Raw genomic sequence first — 19,998 nt, forward strand, 5'->3', positions numbered from 1 at the left:
CTCACCAATCGCGGCATCAAGGTACCCGACCAGGTTGCCGTAGCCGGTTTCGACGATATTCCGATGGCGCGCTTTCTCAATCCGCCGTTGACCACCGTGCTGCAGGACACCAAGCTTGCCGGCGAGACGCTGGTGGATAACCTTATCCGCCTGATTCGCCGTGAGCCGGTGGAAACGCTTGTGCTGCCCGTAAAGCTGGTCGTGCGGCGCTCCAGCCAGTTTTCCCCGCGCTAAAAAGCTGCCCGGCAGCCCCTCATGTCATGCTGGTGAAGACCGGCGGACGTACCGTGTCGATTCCGGTCATCCTGATTCGTCTGTTATCCAGAGACCCGAGCAATCCGAATCCGGGACTAGTCTATTCACATCAGACCCACATCACGGAGCAATCACGATGTATATCCAGCCGTATCTGTTCTTCCGCGGCCACTGCGAGGAAGCCGTTGGGTACTACCAGAAGCACCTGGGAGCCAAGGTCAATATGCTGATGCGCTACAAGGATATGCCGCCCGATGCGGGCAGTCCGGGTGCGAATTATGACGGCGAAAAAATCATGTACGGCAATCTGACCATCGGCGACTCCGTGATCATGGTTTCCGACGATTGCGTGAATCCCCACGTGCAGTTTCAGGGCTTTTCGCTTTCCATCTCCGTGAAGGACGAAAAGGAAGCCGAACGCGTATTCGCTGCACTGTCCGATGGCGGCAAAGTGCACGCGCCGCTCAGCAAAACCTTCTTCTCACCGTGCTTTGGCATGGCGGTCGACCGCTTCGGCATGAGCTGGATGATCATCGTTCCCGGTCAGCAATGATCCAACCTCATTTACAGGAGAACCGGTCATGCGTTTCATGATGCTTATACTTCCTGCCGGGTATGCCAGCGCGGCGCCCGACCATCGTCCCGACCTGAAATCGATCGAGACAATGATGAGCTACAACAAATCCCTGTGCGAAGCGGGCGTGTTGCTCGCGCTCGATGGGTTGCATCCTGGTTCGACGGGCGCGCGCGTCACCAAGGTAGAGGGCAAAGTGAAGGTGACCGACGGGCCATTTGCCGAAGCAAAGGAAGCGATCGGCGGCTATTGGATCATCGATGTGAGCTCGCGCGATGAAGCCATCGCGTGGGCATCGCGTTGCCCGCTGCCTCCCGGTGACACCATCGAAATTCGCCAGGTTTTCGAACTGAACGATTTTCCGCCGGAAGTAAAAAAAGCCGTCGACGACATGCATGCGACAGCGCAGTGATGAGTGGCCACGTACTTGCACCACATCCAGGCAAGTGCTGTGATCGATGGCCATGACGGCCACCGACATCCATCGCACGATCGACGCGGTATGGCGCATCGAATCGGCACGGCTTATCGCGGGGCTCGCACGCATGGTGCGCGACGTAGGCCTGGCGGAGGAACTGGCGCAGGATGCGCTGGTGGCAGCACTCGAGCGCTGGCCGCAAAGCGGCGTACCGGACAACCCTGGCGCATGGTTGATGACGACCGCAAAGCATCGCGCCATCGACCAGCTGCGCCGGCGCAAACTGATCGAACGCAAGCATGAAAGCCTTATCCATGAACCTGAGTTCGAGCCCACCGACGAGCGGCTGGAGCTGGAAGCCATGCTCGATGAAGATATTGGCGACGACCTGCTGCGGTTGATCTTCACCGCCTGCCATCCCGTGCTTTCCGCCGAAGCACGCGCTGCGTTGACGCTGCGCCTGCTGGGCGGTTTGACCACCGATGAAATCGCGCGCGCTTTTCTGGTTCCCGAACCGACCATCGCGCAACGCATCGTGCGCGCCAAGCGCATGCTGACGGATAAAAAGATTGCGTTTGAAGTGCCTCGCGGCGAAGAGCGCGACGAGCGGCTAGCATCGGTGCTGGAAGTGCTTTATCTGATTTTCAACGAGGGCTATGCCGCCACGTCGGGCGATGACTGGATACGCCCCGAACTTTGCAACGAAGCGATGCGTCTTGGACGCGTGCTTGCGGCCCTCGCGCCGGAGGAACCCGAAGTACTCGGCTTGCTGGCGCTGATGGAAATCCAGGCATCGCGCCTCAATGCACGCACAACGTCATCGGGCGACCCCATTCTGTTGCCCGATCAGGATCGCAGCCGCTGGGATCCGCTGCTGATTCGGCGCGGGCTTGCTGCACTGGATCGCATCGGAAAGCTTCGCGGGACAAGTGGCCCCTATGCTTTGCAGGCAGCGATTGCCGCCTGTCACGCGCGCGCACGTACCGCTGAAGAAACAGACTGGGCGCGTATCGCGTCGCTGTACGCGGTGCTGGCGACCGTGATGCCTTCACCCATCGTCGAGCTCAATCGCGCTGTTGCCGTGGCGATGGCGTTCGGACCCACGGCGGGATTGGCAATCATCGATGCACTAGCCGACGAACCGCAGCTTCGCCAATATCACTTGCTACCGAGCGTTCGTGGCGATCTGCTCAGTCGCCTGCAACGTCACGATGAAGCACGCAACGAATTCGAGCGCGCCGCGTCGATGGCGCGCAACACGCGCGAACGCCAGATGCTTGAACGACGCGCGGCCGCAAGCGCGCAGGCCGCACGTACTCAAGCTTGAGCGACTTCCGCCGCGACGTTGGGCTCCTCAACGCGCAACACGCACAATCCCGCAATCACCAAGCTCGCCCCACCCATCATCAGTGCATAAATGGGTTGCGCGTGGAAAAACACCCGCAGCAACAAACCCAATACGCTGGCCGCGAGCAGTTGCGGAATCACGATGAAGAAATTGAAGATGCCCATGTAGACGCCCATCTTCTCGGCCGGCAAATTGTCTGACAGCAATGCATACGGCAGCGAAAGAATCGATGCCCACGCAAAGCCAACGCCCACCATCGGCAGCAACAGCCAGTTGGGATCGCGAATCAGCAAAAAGGCAGACAGACCCAAGCCACCCAACCACAGATTGATCAGATGGCTCACGCGCAGACCTACGCGTCGAACCATCAGCGGGATCACCAACGCGGCGAGCGCGGCGAAACCGTTATACGCAGCGAACAGCACGCCGACCCAGTTTGCGCCGTTGTTGTAAGCCGCCGATTGCGGATCGGTGCTGCCGAAATGCATCTGCGCGACACCTGCGGTGGTGTAGATCCACATCGCGAACAGCGCAAACCATGAGAAGAACTGCACCCATGCAAGCCTTCGCATGGCGGACGGCATGGTGTGCAGGTCGGTCATTACCTGCGTGATCACGCCTCGTCGCGCACCCATGCTCAACCACAACTGGGACAGCCCATAAACCGTCAGGCCACCCGCCAACAGGTAGAGCTCTTTCTCCAGACCATAGGCATATACAAGCCACGCGCCAACCAAGCCCAAGGCCAGCCAAACCATGCCCCGGCCCATCGCGCGGCTACGATCGATGGCTGTCTCCGTATACGTCACCGCATCGGCAAATGTGTGCAACTGATCGGGCGGATATTCGCGCGTGGAAAGCACAGTCCAGAGCACCGAACCGAGCAACACCACGCCACCGATATAAAACGCATCGCGCACGGTCTCGGGAATGCCACCGGGTCCGGCAACATTACTCACACCAAGATGCGCCAGAAGATAGGGAAGCAACGATGCGACCACCGCGCCCATGCCGATAAAGAAACTCTGCATCGCGTAACCCAAGGGCCGCTGGTTCGTCGGCAACTGGTCGCCGACGAAGGCGCGGAAGGGTTCCATCGACACGTTGATCGACGCATCCATCACCCACAACAACGTTGCAGCGATCCACAGCACGCCCGAATTGGGCATCCACAGCAGCGCCGCCGTCGTGAGCACGGCCCCGGCAAGAAAGTAAGGGCGACGACGTCCCAACGCTCCCCACGTACGATCCGATGCATAGCCGATCAGCGGCTGCACGATGAGACCCGTGAGCGGCGCTGCGATCCAAAGCGCCGGAATATCCGTCACACCCGCACCCAGTGTCTGGAAGATGCGGCTGACATTGGCGTTTTGCAGCGCAAAGGCAAACTGGATACCCAGAAAGCCAAAGCACATATTCCATATCTGCCAGAACGACAGGTTCGGTTTGCGATTCATGGTGTACCTGCCGCAGCCGACGCAGGCGAGATCAGCAAGTCGCCCATGCGCGCGTCATTCAATGCACCATCGACACCGCCCTTGCCACCGGTGTAATGCGCGAAATGGCTAAGGTCGCTCATGTTGAAGCCCTGATCCAGATCGAAACGGCACGATGCATTCGCCTTTGCCGTGACAATCGCATACGTGGATGTCTGCTCGCCGACGCTATGCGGCATCACGATGGGCACACGCTGCACCGCGCTGCCATCGCAACTCACCACCAGTATCTTCACAGCCGCCGTGACACCGGTGCTGATCGGCCCGTGGTTGTTCTCGTAGCGAAGCGCCACGCGATAGCTACCGGTTGCCGGTGCGGTCCAGTGCCGTGGCCAGCGGTCGGAAACGTGAGTGGGATCTTCTGCGCACACGGTCGGGCTATGCAGTGATTCAACCCCGTGTTCGTCCACGCGCGTCGTACTGAAGCATGGTGGCGCACCGACTTGGGCTACGTAGGTGCTTCCGTCGACTTCGCCGATACGCTGCCCGTCGGCATACAGCACGAACTTGCCATCTGCTTTCACACGCCAGCTTTTGCCTTCCTCGGTGATCTCCGGCGCGTCAGGCGATGCCGGCGCATAGAGCGTTGCATCCGTGTGCAGCGGCGCTGATGGAACATCGATCGCTTTCAGGGTCACGATGGTTTCTGAACCGTGCTCGCGGGTGCTGCCGGCCACGAGCAAATTGCCGTGCAGGGTGGCGGGACGAACAAGCGTGACGATGCGATCGGGCATCTGCAAACTGATGCGATCGTGACGACCGAACAGCATAGGCACCAGCGTGGTCGGCAGCTTGGGTTCGACGCGACCGCTTTCCGTCAGACCAAAAACACCCTCGCTGACCATATCCAGATACGCAGCAACCGACCAAAGCTGCCGTGGCGAATCGACCACGGGGCCGCTGAGCTTGCCTTCATCGACATGCGTCGATTGCGTCATCAGCTCGTAGTTTTCCATGTTCGAGCCCGATATCGCGGCACCGCGCATGATCGAGCGCAATTCGTGCTCGATGCGATCCGGATCGCTCACCAAGCGCGCGGCACGTAACGCGTAAGCGCTCACGAACGGCCAGATCGCACGATTGTGGTAAATCGGCTGATCGGTGCGCTCAGGCCAGATCACTGGGCTGCCCGCCGGCCACGTCGGATAATTTTCGAGCGCTTCGCGCGCGCGATCTCCCTCGGCGACACCGCTGGTAACGGCCAATGCGGTGCCAAGCAGATCGTAGGTGTCGTAAGGCGTTCCATCACCACCGATGTAACTCATGTACATGCGTCGATCATCACGCCAGAAGCGTGCATTGATCGCCTTCTTGAGCGCGGCAGCCTGTTCCGAATACTGCTTTGCCTTGGCCGCATTACCTTGCGCATCGGCCAGATGTGTTGCGAGCTGCAGCGCCTGATAGTGCAGGACGTTCGTCGATAGCGCGTAGGACTGTGCGATGAAAACGACGTTGTCAGCTGTCCAGGCGGGATAGGTCTGTTCGCGCCAATCCAGGAACGATGTCTCGCCGCGATACAAACCGAAATCGCTGTCGAAGGCGTACTGGCGATCCTGTGCCAGCGTGTCGTTCAAGGCGCGGTACACGTCGTCGGCAAATGCTTTGTCATCGAGCAAATGCTCTGCGCCGAGAAACCAGACAGCGCGATCCGTGCTGATCGGCCAGCTTCCGCCCGAGCCCGTGTCCTGCATCGCATACAGGCCTGGTGGCAGCGCCGGATCGCGCACATCCGACAGCTTGAAACGCAAGCCGTTGCGTGCACGCGCTGCATCGAATCGCCATAAACCCAGATCGATCGAATACGACAGATCGCGCGTCCACACGTACGGCCATTTCACGCCGGTAACGAAGCATGTGCATGGAATGGGATGACCGTTATCGAACGCGCCGTCCTGAATGGCTGTAACGGAATCCTGCTTGAGTTCATCCTGCGCCATCGCGAACAGGCCATCGAACATTGGGCTGGCCGTGCTTGTACGCATGAGTTGCTCGGGAATGCTGCGTTTGCCGAAAGGCCCCGTCAGCGTGAATCCCTGATCGGCCGTCACGCTCATCTGCGATGACTGGCCGCGCCAGCTGATCTGATCGCGCCACACATCGCTGGCGGCAAGCGCCGCGATCATAACGACACTTAGCATGCCATCTCCCGATGCAAACGAATGGATGAGCTACCGGCCATCGATGGTCTTCTCCATACAGCGGTTATGTCACGATGCGAGGACACGCACATGCTGCACTCGCAGCATTCAACGCGATGTTTTCACGTGAACGACCGTGCATGGTAGGCAACGCCATGACCGCTGGCAGCCTTATGCATACGTATTCATGCCTATGCGCGGATGAACGTCGCGCGCTGGCCGCGGATGGCCAGCGCGACGACGACGCGCCGTTTAGTGCAACTCAACGACCACCAGCCCCTGCGGGGGGATGTCGAGCGTGAGATGGCCATCATGCAGGGCCACCGATTCCGATGGCGCCATCTTGCCGGCCGCGCGAAGCTGCTGGATCTGCTCGCGACTGGGGAACGCCGGGCGTCCCATGCGATCGAATGCGGCGATGACGTTGCCGTGCGTTTCATCGAGACGCCACAGAGTTGCGTTTGCATTGGCGCTCAGATGCGATACATCGACATCGAAGTGTTTGGTGTCGCCTTTCGGTTCGCCAGTCGTGTAGTCGGCCGTATCGCCAACAGGCGGTGCGTAATTCCACAGCGCCAGCACCACGGTTCCGTCAGCGCGGCGCGTTGCCAGTGCCGTATCGGAAGTGAGCGGCAAGCGTGTGTCGCCAAGATGATGCAGCATCGCGAAGGCGTTGAAGGCCGGTTTCTCAATGCGATCTTCCGCAATCAAACCGAAGCCGCCGTAGAACGGCGTACGGACGACGCCCTGCTCTTCGAACACATCGGAGAACGACCAGTAACTCATGATCGCGACCTTGCCCGCGCATTCGCGGATCGTGTTCGCCATCCACGGCCCCATGTAAATCGAGTCGGTAACGTTGGGCAGGTTGGCGTAAGAGGCGTTGTATTCGCTGAAGATCAGCGGCAGCTTCGGATACGGCGAAGCGGCGATCTCGTTGTGCACTTTGTCGACGGAGCGGCACACCATGTCCGAACGTGGAATGTTTTCATCGGTCTTGAAGACGTTTTGCGCTGTGTCGTCGCCGTAAACGTGCGAGCTAACGAAATCCACAGGCACTTTCGCGTCGCGTACGTGTTTCAGGAACACCGGCACCCATGCCGCCTGCGCGGTACTCGGACCACCCACGCGCAAGCGTTCATTGATGACCTTCAAGTCACGCGCTGTGTGGTCGTAAAGCGTGAAGTACGTCGATTGTTCCGGCACACCGCCCCAGAACTGCAGGTTCGGCTCGTTCCACACTTCGAAATACCAGGTCGACACTTCATCGATGCCATAACGCGCAATCAGATGCTGCGCGAATGCGCGAATCATGGCATCCCATTCCGCATAGTCCTTCGGCGGCATCACATTGGGGTGATACCAGAAGTCGTGCACTTTCGACGGATCGGAGCTGATTTCCGGCGGCATGAAGCTCAGTTCGACGAAAGGCTTTACGCCACGCTCAAGCAGGCCGTCGTAAATCTGATCGACGTATGAAAAGTTGTAGCTGATGTGCCCGGCGGCATCGCGCTGCACGAGGCCCACATCGTGATCGAAAATGCCGTGGAAACGGATGTAGCCGAAACCGGTAGCGTCATGCACCGCTTCCAGATCCTTCCGGTAGTCGTCGCGCAAGGCAAGCGACGCGCGGCCCGAGCCGAACATCTGTTCCCAGAAGTGCGGGAACGGCGTGCCGGCTGCGGTGGCGTCCACCTGCAGCTGGACGGTGTCGCTGGAAGGCGCGCCGGCCTGGGCGGCTCCTGCAACCAACAGGGCGGTAGCGCAAAGACTAAGTGCAAGGCGGCGGAATGAAGACGGGTCTGACATGGCGATTCCCTGAAGCGGTAGTCCACCGGAATGGATGTGTCCCGGCATGTAAACGTTTACTTCCTTGATCGCAAAGTCTCTTACAGAAGGGCCCTCACGTCCATCGGGCCCCGTTTTGACGGTGTCGCGCCGCTTAGTGGGCGGCCGCGTGCAGGGTTATCTGGCGTTCCTGGCCGGCGGCGAGCTGGATCAGGGTCACCGGTCCGTAACGGTCATGGCCGGTCGCCCAGCCCTCGCCCTTCTGCGCCTGCAGCGCCTCGGCGCTGCCCAAGGATTTAAGCGTGTCGCTTCCGCTGTTGACGGCAGCGGCGTTGAGGCCATGAATCTTGACGAGGTAGTACTTCAACGCGGGCTTGTAAGTGCCGTGCGGCGCTTCGGTCGTAAAGACGGCGTCGCCGCTCTTGCGTTGCGCGGTCATCCGTTGCGAAAAGTACGCGCCATGTTCGTAAGCGTAAGTCTTACCGTCGTCATCGTAGTAATCGAAATGCGTGAGCGATGCGGACGGAAAGACATCCACCGACAACTCGGTCAAAGGATCTTGGCCGACGAAATCCATCACCGGGCCGGTGGGAATGATCGCGCCTTCGCGGATGAAGAGTGGGATATCGCTCCAAGTCTTGCTGTCGACCGCGTAGTGGATCGTCTGACCGCCTTGGTATACCGTGCCCTTGAAGTAATCGATCCACGTGCCCGTCGGCAGATAGATATCCTTTTGCGTTTGGCCTTTCCCAACGATCGGCGACACAAGCAGGCCATCGCCGAACATCCATGCATCGACGTCGTCACGAACGTGCGAGTCATCGGGATAATCAAACGTGAGCGGACGCACGAGGCCAACGCCATCGGCGGCGGCACGCTCGTAACTGTAGATGTATGGAATCAAGGCATAACGCAGGCGGATCGCGTCGGTCGCGGCCTTTTCGGCAATCGGGCCATACAGCCACGGTTGACGCTTTTCACCGAACGTACCATGCACGCGGAAGATCGGCACGAAAGCTGCGAACTGGATCCAGCGCGCGTAGTTTTCGTCATCCGGATGACCTTTGAAACCGCCGCCATCCATGCCCCATTTCATTTCGCCGACGTCGATCGCGCTGAGCATGCGTTGGCGCTGCGCAGCCATGGCGTCGAAGCCGGTGTCGATGTCGCCCGACCATAGGCCATAGGCATAGCGTTGCGCGCCAAGAAAGAAATCGCGATTGATGGACCACACGCGAATCGGCGTGTACCCGCGCTGCCCGTCGTAAAGCGCACGCTGCATGTTGAGAAACTGCGTGTCGCTGTCGGTGTCGTCCGCCTCGTCGTTCCACCAGCCGACAATGCCGGTGTCGAACGCATGCTTTAGTTGCGTGTTGAAGAACCACTCACGCACGGCGGCCTGACTGAAATCCACTTCGCGCACAGGCTTGAGCGAAAAATAATCCGTGTTTTGCGGGCGGCTCTTGAACCAGTAGTCGTGTTCCTGCGCGTAGCGTCCTTCCACCGTGTCAACGTGGATGCGCGGCTTCATGATACCGGTCATGTGCATGCCGAGCTTGTCCATCTCGGCTTTCAGCGCGCCGCTTGGACCGTCCGGAAATTTCGTCGCATTCCAGCGAAATTCGCCGTAGTTGTCGTCACCCCAGGCTTTCCAGTCGAAATCGAAGGTGAAGTTGTCGATCGGAATATGACGCGAGCGATAACCCTGCACGATGGCCTGCAGTTCCTTCTGATCGATACCCCACTGGCTGTTGGTAAAGCCCATCGCCCATTTCGGGAATAACGGCGCGGCACCACTTAAATCTGAGAGCACGGCAAACAATTGCGGCGGCTTGCCTGCGATTACATCGTAGCTGACGTCCATACGAGTGATGCCGGTGATCTGCATGTGCCCGGCGGCCAGATCGAACTTGGCTCCCACGGTATCGACCAGTACGCCATAGCCACTGGTACTCCAAACAAAAGGTCCGCCCGGATAACCCTGCTCGCCGGCTTTCACAATCTGCACGCCTTTGCGCAGCAATCCACCCGTCGCCGGTTCAAACGCATCGTAGCCACCGATGCCATAAAGCGGATCGCTGGCGTCGTGTTGCAGATCGATCTGGCCATCCATCAGGGAGGCAGGGTCCGTCTGCAACAGTGTATGCCCTTGCGCATTGGCAATGGTCAGGCTGGCCTTGTGTTTGTCCCAGGTAACAGTCAGTTGATCGGTCGACACCGAGGCGCTGCCCGTCGTGGTCACGACGTGCAGGTTCGCCAGATCGGTGTGGAATGCATGCGGATCCATGACCACCCCCGACGGCGTGCTGATGCGATCGGGCATGCCATGAATCTGCAGCACGTTCGGCGCGAGAAAACGCAAGCTGATGCGATCTTTGCCACGCACCAGATCGATGCCATGCGCATCGGCGTGTTCGAGCTGAAAGTTTGGACCGGCTGACTTCACAGGCGGCACCGCCAAGATAGGTAACGCGACCGTCAACAAGAGGCCGCACATGGCCAAGTTACGCAGTGTTGTCATCCAACCGTCCTTCTTCAGTACAGGGTCGCCCGAGCACGGCCGGAGCCGGGGCGCGATAGCGCCCGACTATAACCAGATGTATCGCATAAGGGGATAATGCACGGCCGTCCATATCGATGAGCGGATTGTTACACCCGCTCACGCATCGTCCGTTTCAGTGCAGGATGGCACTGCCATAGGGCGGCAGGCTCAGCTGCCCCTGGGTCACGACGGCGCCCGTTTTGCTTTGCACAAGAATTGTCGCGTTCGGCAGCGCCCTGCTCAGCGGCACCGTCCGCGTATCGCGCGACAGGTTATGTACGATCAGCACGCGGGATTGCGCATCTTGCAACGTGTACGCAAGAACATGGGGATCGTCCACAGGCACGTTGTGCAGCACGCCATCCCTCAGCGCGCTGATCTGCGCGCGCCAGCCGATCAGGCTGCGATAGAGGTTGAGCAGCGAATTGGGATCGGCCTCTTCGGCTTCGACGGAAACGTCCGGACCGTCGCCCATGCTCCATGTTTTCCAGCTCGCCACACCGGGACCGCTGTTGCGATACCAGCGCATCGGTTCGCGAATGTCTTCGTCAGGCTTGGTGCCCCGCATGCCCAGCTCTTCGCCGTAGTAGATAAACGGGTGACCCGGCAGTGTCAGCAGCAATGCCGCGGCAAGACGCATATGCGCCATGTTGCCCTCCAGTTCGCTCATCACACGATTCTGATCGTGATTGGTCAGAAACGGTGCGTCGTCGAATTGGCCCTGCGCGTGCGCACGATAGGCGGCGTAGGTGTATTCCAACCCCGTACCGATACCAAGATTGCGCTCCTGTCGCACGCTGTTGAGCAGTTGCGTGGCGACCGGGAAATTGAACACCGTGCTCAAGGGGCCCATGTAGGGCACCAGATCATCCGGATTCTGCCGCGCCACTTCGCCAACCAACCATACGTTCGGATTCGTGGTTTGCAGGCCGTGGAGATATTCACTCCACCACGTCACGTTTTTCTTCAACGCGACGGGACTATCCATATCCGAGCGCAGGTCGTCATAGATGTGTTGAGCCGCATCGAGGCGGAAGCCGTCCACACCCTGCTTCAACCAGAAACGACCGACGCTGATCATTTCCTTGCGCACAGCGGGATTGTCGTAATTGAGATCGGGCATCGCACTGGTGAAAACGCCCACGTAATACTGCCCATTCGGCGCGCGATGCCATGCGGGACCGCCAGTTGCACTGATCGCGCTCAAATCGCTCTGTGGCGTGGCCCACACGTACCAGTTGTGATGCGGATCTTTCGGATTCTGCGCTGCCTTGAACCACGGATGCTGATCGCTGGTGTGATTGATCACCATATCCATCACGACCTTGATGCCCCGCTTGTGCGCTTCATCCAGCAGCCGCTTGAAATCCTGCATCGTGCCGTATTGCGGATTGATGCCTTCGTAATCGGTAATGTCGTAACCGTGATAACTGGGCGACGGATTGATCGGCATCAACCAGATGCCACGCACGCCCAGCGACTTGATGTAATCGAGTTTGGCAGTGACACCATTGATATCGCCGACGCCATCGCCGTTGGTGTCGTAAAAGGCACGGACAAAAATTTCGTAGTAGACGTCGGATGACTGTGCCGCTGACTGTGTTGCCGAATTGTCCTGTTTCGCACCGGCAGGAAGCGCCAGCACAAGCATCACCATAGCCATGGTGAGGGCGCGAGCGACGGAGTGAATCTTTGGCATGCAGGTCTCCCGGGGATGGAGTGTCGTTGTCATGGCATCGGCTGCACAAGCGTATCGACAACGACTATGGCGAACCGGGCCTCGCCTGAAAAGAACCCGGTTCCGCAAGATGACGAAACCGGGGAGGGAGTCGACCGGGCGCTAAGGGAGGCGCCCGGCGATGGTTTAAATTTTCAGGTTGAAACCAGCATAGAACGTACGTCCGAAATACTGGATCGTGCCTGTTTCAGACGGATTGCCAAAGTAGGTACGCGTCGGCTGGTTAGTGATGTTGAGAATCTGGAACAGCAGGCTGACGTTCTTCGTGAGGTTGTACGCCGACTGCATGTCCCACACCGTTTCGGGCGCGAAATACACGATCTGGTTGGTGACCGCAATCTGCGAGTCCGACACGAACTTCGAACGATAGTTACCGGTGATGTTCGCCGAGAACGTGCCGTTGTCGTAGAACACCTGGGCACTGGCGACGTTACGCGACAGTCCCGGCAGACCCTGGCTCTGCGGCGGACCGCCGAGCGTGGACGTCTGGCCGAACGGGCTCTGCGTCAGCGCGTAGTTCGCACCGAAGCCCAAGCCCGACCAGATGCCCGGCAGGAAGTGCGTCTTCTGCAACGACAACTCAAGACCACGCACCATGCTGCCCGGCGCGTTGTACGCGGTGGTGTACGAACCGTTGAGATACGGCACGCCCGTCGCCGGATTGATCGGCACCTGAATGCCCACCGACGCAAAGTTGAAGTTGTTGTACGTCACGTTGGTCTGCACAAACGTGTCGATGTGCTTGACGAACACGCCGGCAGTGAACAGACCTGTCGAATCGTCGAAGTAGTGCTCGTAATCGAGGTCATACTGCATCGCTGTCAGCGGACGCAGCAGCGGACTGGTACCGCCCCACACGTTGTACTGGCCGTTCGTGATGTACGAGCCGGCGCCGGCCAACATCGAATCGATCGGCGGACGCGACAGCACTTTCGACACGGAGAATCGTGTCTGATCGCTGTCGGTCCAGTGATAGATCAGATTCAACGAAGGCAGCCACTTGGTATAGGTCATGCCGACATTGATCGGGATGAAATCGTTCGCCACATAGCCAAAGCCGTCGGTCATCGGCACGCCCTGGCCTGGCTCGACTTCTTGAATACCCGAGCTGTATTGCGAAGTGTGCGTACCGCGCACACCGATGTTGCCCGTCACTTCGTGGCCAAACCACGTCGTGTCGATATCGGCCATGACGAACGCATCGCGGACCTTCTCGTTCACCGTACCGCTCTGAATGCCCGACCAGCTGTTGTTGTCCAGGTCAAGCTGCGGATTGGGATGAATACCGTACTGAGCGAGGATCGCAGCAGTGTTCAGCTGTAGAAAACACGGGAGGCCGCTGAACTTGCCTTTCCAGCAGACAACCTTCGTGTCGCTGCTATTTAGCGGTAGCGGCGGATCGGGATTGGGAGTGGGCGTGTACGAATTCCATTCCGAACCGTAGACCCACACCGTGCGGTTGGCTTCGAAGGTGTGGTTGTTGATGTAAATGCCGGCCTGGATGTCGCTGAAGATCGGATTGTCTTCCAGATCGTATTGCACCGCTGTGCGGAACGCCTTGTAGCGATCGTGATAGATGTACGGATACACGCCGTAGCGCGACAACGCCATGTCGGCAGGATTGGTATACACCCCCGGGTTGCTCACCGATGCCGAGCCGATGTTCAAGCCATTGAACGCGAACGTCGTGGACTGATTCATCAACTGAGGATTGGACGTGCCGAGCCCCGTATAGGCATCAGCCGTGGTATCGACGTTGATTTCGTCGCTCTCGGCGTGAGAGAGCGAAAGATCCGACTCGACATGCCACGGACCGCTGTTCCACTTCAAATTCAGGCCACCGGAAAACACGCCCGTGTTGGTGCTGTAGTTGTCCGCGGTGGTTTCGTTGGAGAATTGAACTTGTCCCGCAGGAAGCGCCGTGTTGGTGCTTGCGGTACCACCAAGCAGCGCACCGCCGGCGCCGATGATCGGATTGGTGATGATCGCGTTGTTACCGTAGAAGTTCTGCGAGCGTAAGCCGTAGCCGTAGTAATCGTTGTTGAACTTCGAGTAGTACATGTCGCCGGTCACCTGAAGGTGATCGGTCGGTTTCCAGACAATGGTCGATAGATAACCTGTACGACGCTCGCTACCTCCGTCCTGCTGCAGCTGAATACCTTCGGGCAGATAGGCCTTCTGGCCGTCTGCCAGGGTGTACAGATTGCCATCAGAAGCTTCACCCACGAACTGTTCGGCGATATGCGGCTGATACAGCTGAGCGAAACCCAGGCCAACACCTAGCGTGTTGTCGAGGAATTTACCTTGATAGGCCACACTGACGCGGTAACCGTTGGTGCCGTCGCCGACGATGTCATGCGCCTGTCCGTTGTAACTTCCGCGCGCGTCGACGTTGAGTGTCTCGTCCTTCTTATTGTCCAGCGGATTGGCCGTCTGCATGGCAATCGAGCAACCGACGCCGCCTTCGATCAACGATGCCTGCGAGGACTTGTAAACCGTCGCCATGTTGATCAGTTCCGAGGGGTACTGATCGAACTGAATGTAGTTGCTGCCGCTGGTAGATGGCTGTTCGCGTCCGTCCAGCGTTGTCTCGATGAAGTTGCCCGAGAGGCCGCGGCAGTTGATCTGCGAGTCCTGGCCCGCAATACGTTCGGCCGCAACGCCGGGCAGGCGTGTGAGTGCATCGGCAATCGATTGATCGGGCAGACCGCCGATGTCCGCGGCCGTTACAACGTTCTGAATCGTGTCGGCATAGCGCTGATAGTCGATCGACTTTTCGACGCTGCTGCTGAAGCCGGTAACCGTCACGGTAGACAAGCTTTTGGCCAGCTCCTGCTGGCTCTTAGGGTTGCTCGTCGTTTGATTCGAACTGCCATTACCCGTACCGGTACTGGTCGTGGTCGTTTGCTGGCTGGTGCCAGGCTGTGTTGTTTGTGGATTATCGTCGGCCGCCTGCGCACCCAATGCCATGCACAGTCCTGCCGACGCCAATGCCACTACCAGCAAATTGCGCTTGAGAATCACGTGTTCCCCTCCCCCAAAATTTTTGTCGTTGCGTCGTTCTTGATCGCCAACCACCGTCATTCACGCTGCATGTGAATGCCCCGACCGCTCGCACCCCAAGGTCATGGTGGAGGCGTGAGCGGATGGTAGGGCGCGTTTTTCCAAGCACACCACACCCTGCATACGTATTCATTTCGTGGGTCATCCTGCACACATCGCAGCGCAACATGCCGTTCATACTTTTTCGGGAGGGAGCTAAAAAACACCACAAAAAAGGCCTTTTCTCGTCTTTTCTTCAATCGACACGCTGCACCGAACATGCATGTGCAATGGCGTACGCACACATCCATGACGCACTCGCAGCACGAATGAATACGTATGCAAACCCCTGCGATCCGCGGCAAGGCAAAGGCTAAGCTGCACTCCGTTCGCGCGGGTGCCACGGAGGCTCCGCCTACAGTGGGGTTTTCGATGATCGATGCATCCTGGTGGCGCGGCGCCGTCATCTACCAGATTTACCCGCGAAGCTTCCTCGACACCAACGGTGACGGGGTGGGTGATCTGCCGGGCATCATTCAGCGCCTGGATTACGTGGCGAGCCTGGGCGTGGACGCGATCTGGATTGCTCCATTTTTTCGCTCGCCGATGGCCGATTTCGGTTACGACATTGCCGACTATCGCGATGTCGATCCGTTGTTCGGCACGCTCGACGATTTCGATCGGCTGCTTACCAAAGCGCACGGTCTTGGCCTGAAAGTGATGATCGATCAGGTATTGAGCCACACCTCCGATCAACATGCTTGGTTCAAGGCGAGCCGCGAAAGCCGCAACAGCGACAAGGCCGATTGGTACGTGTGGGCCGACGCAAAGCCCGACGGCAGCGCGCCCAATAACTGGCTCTCGATCTTTGGCGGCTCCGCATGGAAATGGGAACCGCGCCGCAACCAGTATTACCTGCACAACTTTCTTTCCTCGCAACCGGATCTGAACTTTCATCATCCGGATGTGCGCGCTGCGGTGCTGGACAACGTGCGCTTCTGGCTGGACAAAGGCGTCGACGGATTGCGCCTGGACGCGATCAATTTCTGTTTCCACGACAAGCAGCTGCGCGACAATCCGCCCAAGCCGAAAGAGAAGCGCGTCGGCCGTGGTTTCAGCGCGGACAATCCTTATGCGTTTCAGTATCACCTCTACAACAACACGCAGCCCGAAAACCTCGATTTTCTGGGCGAATTACGCACGTTGCTCGACCGTTATCCGACGGCCGTCACACTCGGTGAAATTTCTTCGGAAGATTCGCTCGCAACGATGGCCGAGTACACGCGTAGCCATCGTTTGCATATGGGTTACAGCTTCGAATTGCTGAGCAGCGATTTCAGCGCGCAGTACATCCGCGGCACGGTGGAGCAACTCGAAGCGCAGGTCAGTGAAGGCTGGCCGTGCTGGGCGATCTCCAATCACGATGTGGAGCGTGTACTCACGCGCTGGGGCAACGGCAACGCATCGCCACGCCTGGCCAATCTGTTGACGGCAATGGTGTGTTCACTGCGCGGTTCGGTCTGTGTGTATCAAGGCGAAGAGCTTGGTTTGACAGAAGCCGATGTTCCCTACGAATCGCTACGCGACCCGTACGGCATTGCGTTCTGGCCGAACTTCAAGGGCCGCGATGGATGCCGCACGCCGATGCCATGGGACGACAGCGCACATGCGGGCTTCAGCCCGGCCGATCCGTGGCTGCCGATCGATGGAAAGCACAAAACATTGGCCGTTGCGCGGCAGGAAGTCGATCCGGATTCGGTCTTGCAGGGTTTCCGGCGTTTCATGAAGTGGCGCGCCGAACAACCGGCCTTGCGTTGGGGCGCCATTCGCTTCATCGATGCGCCCGAACCGGTGCTCGCGTTCGTGCGCAGTCACGGCGATGAAGACGTGCTGGCGGTGTTCAATCTGGGCAAGCAGCCGACCGACGTCACGCTCAACCTGCCTCACCTGGACAAGGCGCACGTGCTGGACAGCCACGGCCTGTTGCAGGGATCGCTCGACGGCCAGCGTTTGCACCTGCCCGGGCACAGCGTTTTGTTTGCCCGACTTGCGAACTAGTACAGATATTCACGGATTTAGCCGGTTTAAACCGGCCAAAATCCCTCGCCGCAGCCACCATTCCCGGCGTTGTGTCGTAAGTCATGCGCCGGGTGCGCGAATCGCGCCGCAATCTGGTTCATAATCGACGGGCTGGCCCTGTCCATGTACTGTGCTCCCCCACGTACGCTCACGCCCCGTCGCGACACAGGTGAAATGACCCTGCGCGACTTAGGACGGAATTGAATATAGCGGCAGCATGAGCCCGATTTGACCCGAGGAACACTGGTTTTGAAGACAGCGAACGAGACGGCAGCACAACGGTGCAATCCTGGTGTAAGTGGCATGAGCCTGTATGTCCCGCAGCCCCGCGTGCCGCTGCGCGACTGGTGCGAATGGACCGGTAATTCGTGGGACAAGGTGCAGGCCGTGGTCGGCCGCAGCTTCCGTCGCCCGGCTCCGTATGAAGACGCCTACACGATGGCCGCCACCGCGGTGCTTCGCCTGATCCGCAACTACAACATCGACCCGCGCCAGATCGGCCAGCTGGCGCTCGGCACTGAGAGCAGCAAGGACAACTCCGCCGGCGCCGTGATCGTGCGCGGTATGGTCGACCGCGAGCTGGAACGCCTGGGACTGCCACGCCTTTCGCGCCAGCTCGAAGTACCCGAGTTCAAGCACGCCTGCCTCGGCGGCGTCTATGCATTGAAGAGCGCGTTGCGGTACGTCGCGTTCGATGCCCAAGGCAAGCAGGCCATCGTGGTGTGCAGCGATATCGCCGAATACGAGCGCGGCTCCACCGGCGAACAAACCCAAGGCGCCGGCGCCGTCGCCATGCTGGTCGAAGCCAATCCGAAGCTGTTTGAAGTGGACCTAGCCCATTCTGGCAGCGCGTCCGACTACCGCGGCCCGGATTTCCGCAAACCGTTCGCGCGCCATTTCGATCAGGAATACGCCGAGCGCGGCAAGCGTCTGCACGACTTCCCGATCTTCAGCGGCAAGTACTCCACCTTCGCCTACCTGGACGAAACGGGGCAGGCTTTCGAGGCGATGCTTGAACGCCTCGGCGTCTACGGCAGCGACTTCCTCGCATCGGTGGACGGCATGTTCTTCCATCGCCCGTACCACATGATGCCGTTGCAGGCGCTGGCCTTTATCTACGCGCGCGCACTGGCGCATGCGCCGCAACCGAATGCCGAATTCCAGACGTTGTGCGAACAGGCGGGTGTCCCGGCGGAAGGTGTGATCGAAGAATGCCGCAACGAGCCGGATCTGTTTGGCGAATTCATCCGCCGTGGCAGCAACGCCGATGCAGCGCAAGAACCGCATCCGCTCACCACCAAGCTCGCCGGCATCGTGCGCAAGAGCCCTGCATTCCAAACGCTGTTATCCACTCGCGTCAAACTGGGCACCGACTGGGCGATGGAATTGGGCAACCTCTACACCGCAGCCTTGCCGGCTTGGCTGGCCGCCGGTTTCGAGCAAGCGCTGGAACAAGGCGTCGAGTGGTCGAACGCACAACTCGTCGCCGTCGGCTACGGCAGTGGCGACGCCGCTGAAGCCATTCCGTTGCGCGTAGTACCGGAATGGCGCGACGCCGCTGGCAAGATCGGTTTCCGCGATGCACTCGCCGCCTCGACCGACCTCTCCCGCCTGCAATACGAAGCCCTGCACGACGGCAAACACATCGAGCTCGACTGCCCGCCACACGATCAGTTCGTCATTGCACGCACCGGCAACACCTACGAGGTCAGCTTCCAGGATCTCGGCGTCGATTACTACGAGTTCAAGAAGTGATACAAGCCTTGAGGGCGGCGCAAGGCCGCCCTCAATCTCGCCGGTAAACAGACAACACGTTTAAACGCAACGACGGGAAAGGTGCAGCGATGCATCGCTATGCCTTGTCAGTGCGGCGAACGAGTTCCCATTCCACCGCAACATCTTCGTAGCGCATGCCGAACCAATCGTTGAGCATGTCACCGAGAACACCGAGCTTGCGTGGTACGTACTTGGCATACGTCGGCATCGTGTCGCCTTTGCGAAAAGGTCTCTGGAAATACGCCACGCGGTAGTGAGGCATTAACCACGCGCAGTAGTCGCCACTTTCCGGGCAGCGTTCGCCGGTTTTGACACGGGTGCCTAGTGCGGTTTTGGGTGGCGGTGGGATCGGTAGACCCGTGGCGGGGTCGAGGTTTTTGGCCTTGCTCATCCGTTGGATCAACTCGTCGGAAGGTTGAGCCGGCGGTGAGGCATCCTGTTCTTTTTGCCATTGGAAGGTGCCATCCCACGGCGGCAGTTTCGCAGGCGGGAGCGGCACGATCTGGTCGATGTCGGGGACTTTGGGATTACGGTTTTCGTTGTTACGTATGAATTCCAAGATCAACTCATAACGTCGTGCGCGTTCGGGATCGTTGGGCAGCGCGAGATAATCCAGGTCATCCGGAGACAAGGCCCCTTTAAATGCATTTGACAGGAATGATGCAGACTGTCTGTCTCCAGCCTGCATGCCCCTTTGAAAAGCTTGTACGGCTTCGGGATAGCGTTTTTCAATTTGAAAATCCATCGCTAATGAACTGGCTGCCTTACCGTATCCTTGCTCCATCGCGCATCGACGCATTTGGC

General features: G+C 59.1%; 13 protein-coding genes. 6 read left to right on the forward strand and 7 right to left on the reverse strand.

The window, feature by feature from the left end; all coding sequences use genetic code 11:
* From VK725_RS17730 to VK725_RS17745, 4 genes are all read left to right on the forward strand, one after another.
* Nucleotides 1–234 (forward strand): substrate-binding domain-containing protein (locus VK725_RS17730; protein ID WP_325319386.1); only part of this gene is annotated, 234 nt, incomplete at its 5' end.
* Nucleotides 235–391: 157 nt separating this feature from the next.
* Complete coding sequence (locus tag VK725_RS17735) at nucleotides 392–808, forward strand: VOC family protein (protein WP_325319387.1); 417 nt, start codon at nucleotides 392–394, stop codon at nucleotides 806–808.
* 28 nt (nucleotides 809–836) lie between these two features.
* Entirely contained in the window at nucleotides 837–1,241 is a 405-nt protein-coding gene (locus VK725_RS17740; protein WP_325319388.1) for a YciI family protein, read from the forward strand.
* Between the two features lie 52 nt (nucleotides 1,242–1,293).
* On the forward strand, nucleotides 1,294–2,574 hold the full coding sequence (locus tag VK725_RS17745) for an RNA polymerase sigma factor (RefSeq protein ID WP_325319389.1): 1,281 nt from the start codon (nucleotides 1,294–1,296) through the stop codon (nucleotides 2,572–2,574).
* On the opposite strand, the gene VK725_RS17750 is transcribed toward VK725_RS17745, so the two are convergent.
* The 6 genes from VK725_RS17750 to VK725_RS17775 all read right to left on the reverse strand — a co-directional run bounded on the left by VK725_RS17750 (nucleotide 2,565) and on the right by VK725_RS17775 (nucleotide 15,321).
* Nucleotides 2,565–4,052, reverse strand: coding sequence for an MFS transporter (locus VK725_RS17750; protein ID WP_325319390.1), 1,488 nt, complete (start codon nucleotides 4,050–4,052; stop codon nucleotides 2,565–2,567). The two genes, VK725_RS17745 and VK725_RS17750, sit on opposite strands and share 10 nt — an antisense overlap.
* A complete protein-coding gene (locus VK725_RS17755) occupies nucleotides 4,049–6,229 on the reverse strand; it encodes a Six-hairpin glycosidase-like protein (protein WP_325319391.1) in 2,181 nt (726 codons plus the stop codon). The genes VK725_RS17750 and VK725_RS17755 overlap by 4 nt, the downstream gene beginning before the upstream one ends.
* Before the next feature lie 252 nt (nucleotides 6,230–6,481).
* On the reverse strand, nucleotides 6,482–8,038 hold the full coding sequence (locus tag VK725_RS17760) for a GH39 family glycosyl hydrolase (RefSeq protein ID WP_325319392.1): 1,557 nt from the start codon (nucleotides 8,036–8,038) through the stop codon (nucleotides 6,482–6,484).
* 133 nt (nucleotides 8,039–8,171) lie between these two features.
* Entirely contained in the window at nucleotides 8,172–10,538 is a 2,367-nt protein-coding gene (locus tag VK725_RS17765; protein WP_325319393.1) for a TIM-barrel domain-containing protein, read from the reverse strand.
* Nucleotides 10,539–10,692: 154 nt separating this feature from the next.
* Nucleotides 10,693–12,258: an alpha-amylase family glycosyl hydrolase gene (locus tag VK725_RS17770; RefSeq protein WP_325319394.1), complete on the reverse strand. Its 1,566-nt coding sequence runs from the start codon at nucleotides 12,256–12,258 to the stop codon at nucleotides 10,693–10,695.
* Between the two features lie 165 nt (nucleotides 12,259–12,423).
* Nucleotides 12,424–15,321: a TonB-dependent receptor gene (locus VK725_RS17775; RefSeq protein ID WP_325319395.1), complete on the reverse strand. Its 2,898-nt coding sequence runs from the start codon at nucleotides 15,319–15,321 to the stop codon at nucleotides 12,424–12,426.
* Nucleotides 15,322–15,771: 450 nt separating this feature from the next.
* On the opposite strand from VK725_RS17775, the gene VK725_RS17780 reads away from it, so the two are divergent.
* Together VK725_RS17780 and VK725_RS17785 are read left to right on the forward strand one after the other, a co-directional pair.
* Nucleotides 15,772–17,397, forward strand: a complete 1,626-nt coding sequence (locus VK725_RS17780) for an alpha-glucosidase family protein (protein ID WP_325319396.1) — start codon at nucleotides 15,772–15,774, stop codon at nucleotides 17,395–17,397.
* 324 nt (nucleotides 17,398–17,721) lie between these two features.
* The gene (locus VK725_RS17785; RefSeq protein WP_325319397.1) at nucleotides 17,722–19,173 is read left to right on the forward strand and encodes a hypothetical protein; all 1,452 of its coding nucleotides are present in this window, start codon (nucleotides 17,722–17,724) and stop codon (nucleotides 19,171–19,173) included.
* Between the two features lie 97 nt (nucleotides 19,174–19,270).
* On the opposite strand, the gene VK725_RS17790 is transcribed toward VK725_RS17785, so the two are convergent.
* On the reverse strand, nucleotides 19,271–19,998 hold a 728-nt coding region (locus VK725_RS17790), incomplete at its 5' end, for a DUF6396 domain-containing protein (RefSeq protein ID WP_325319398.1).

The sequence above is a fragment of the Dyella sp. genome, from assembly GCF_035486915.1.
Taxonomy (GTDB): domain Bacteria; phylum Pseudomonadota; class Gammaproteobacteria; order Xanthomonadales; family Rhodanobacteraceae; genus Dyella_B.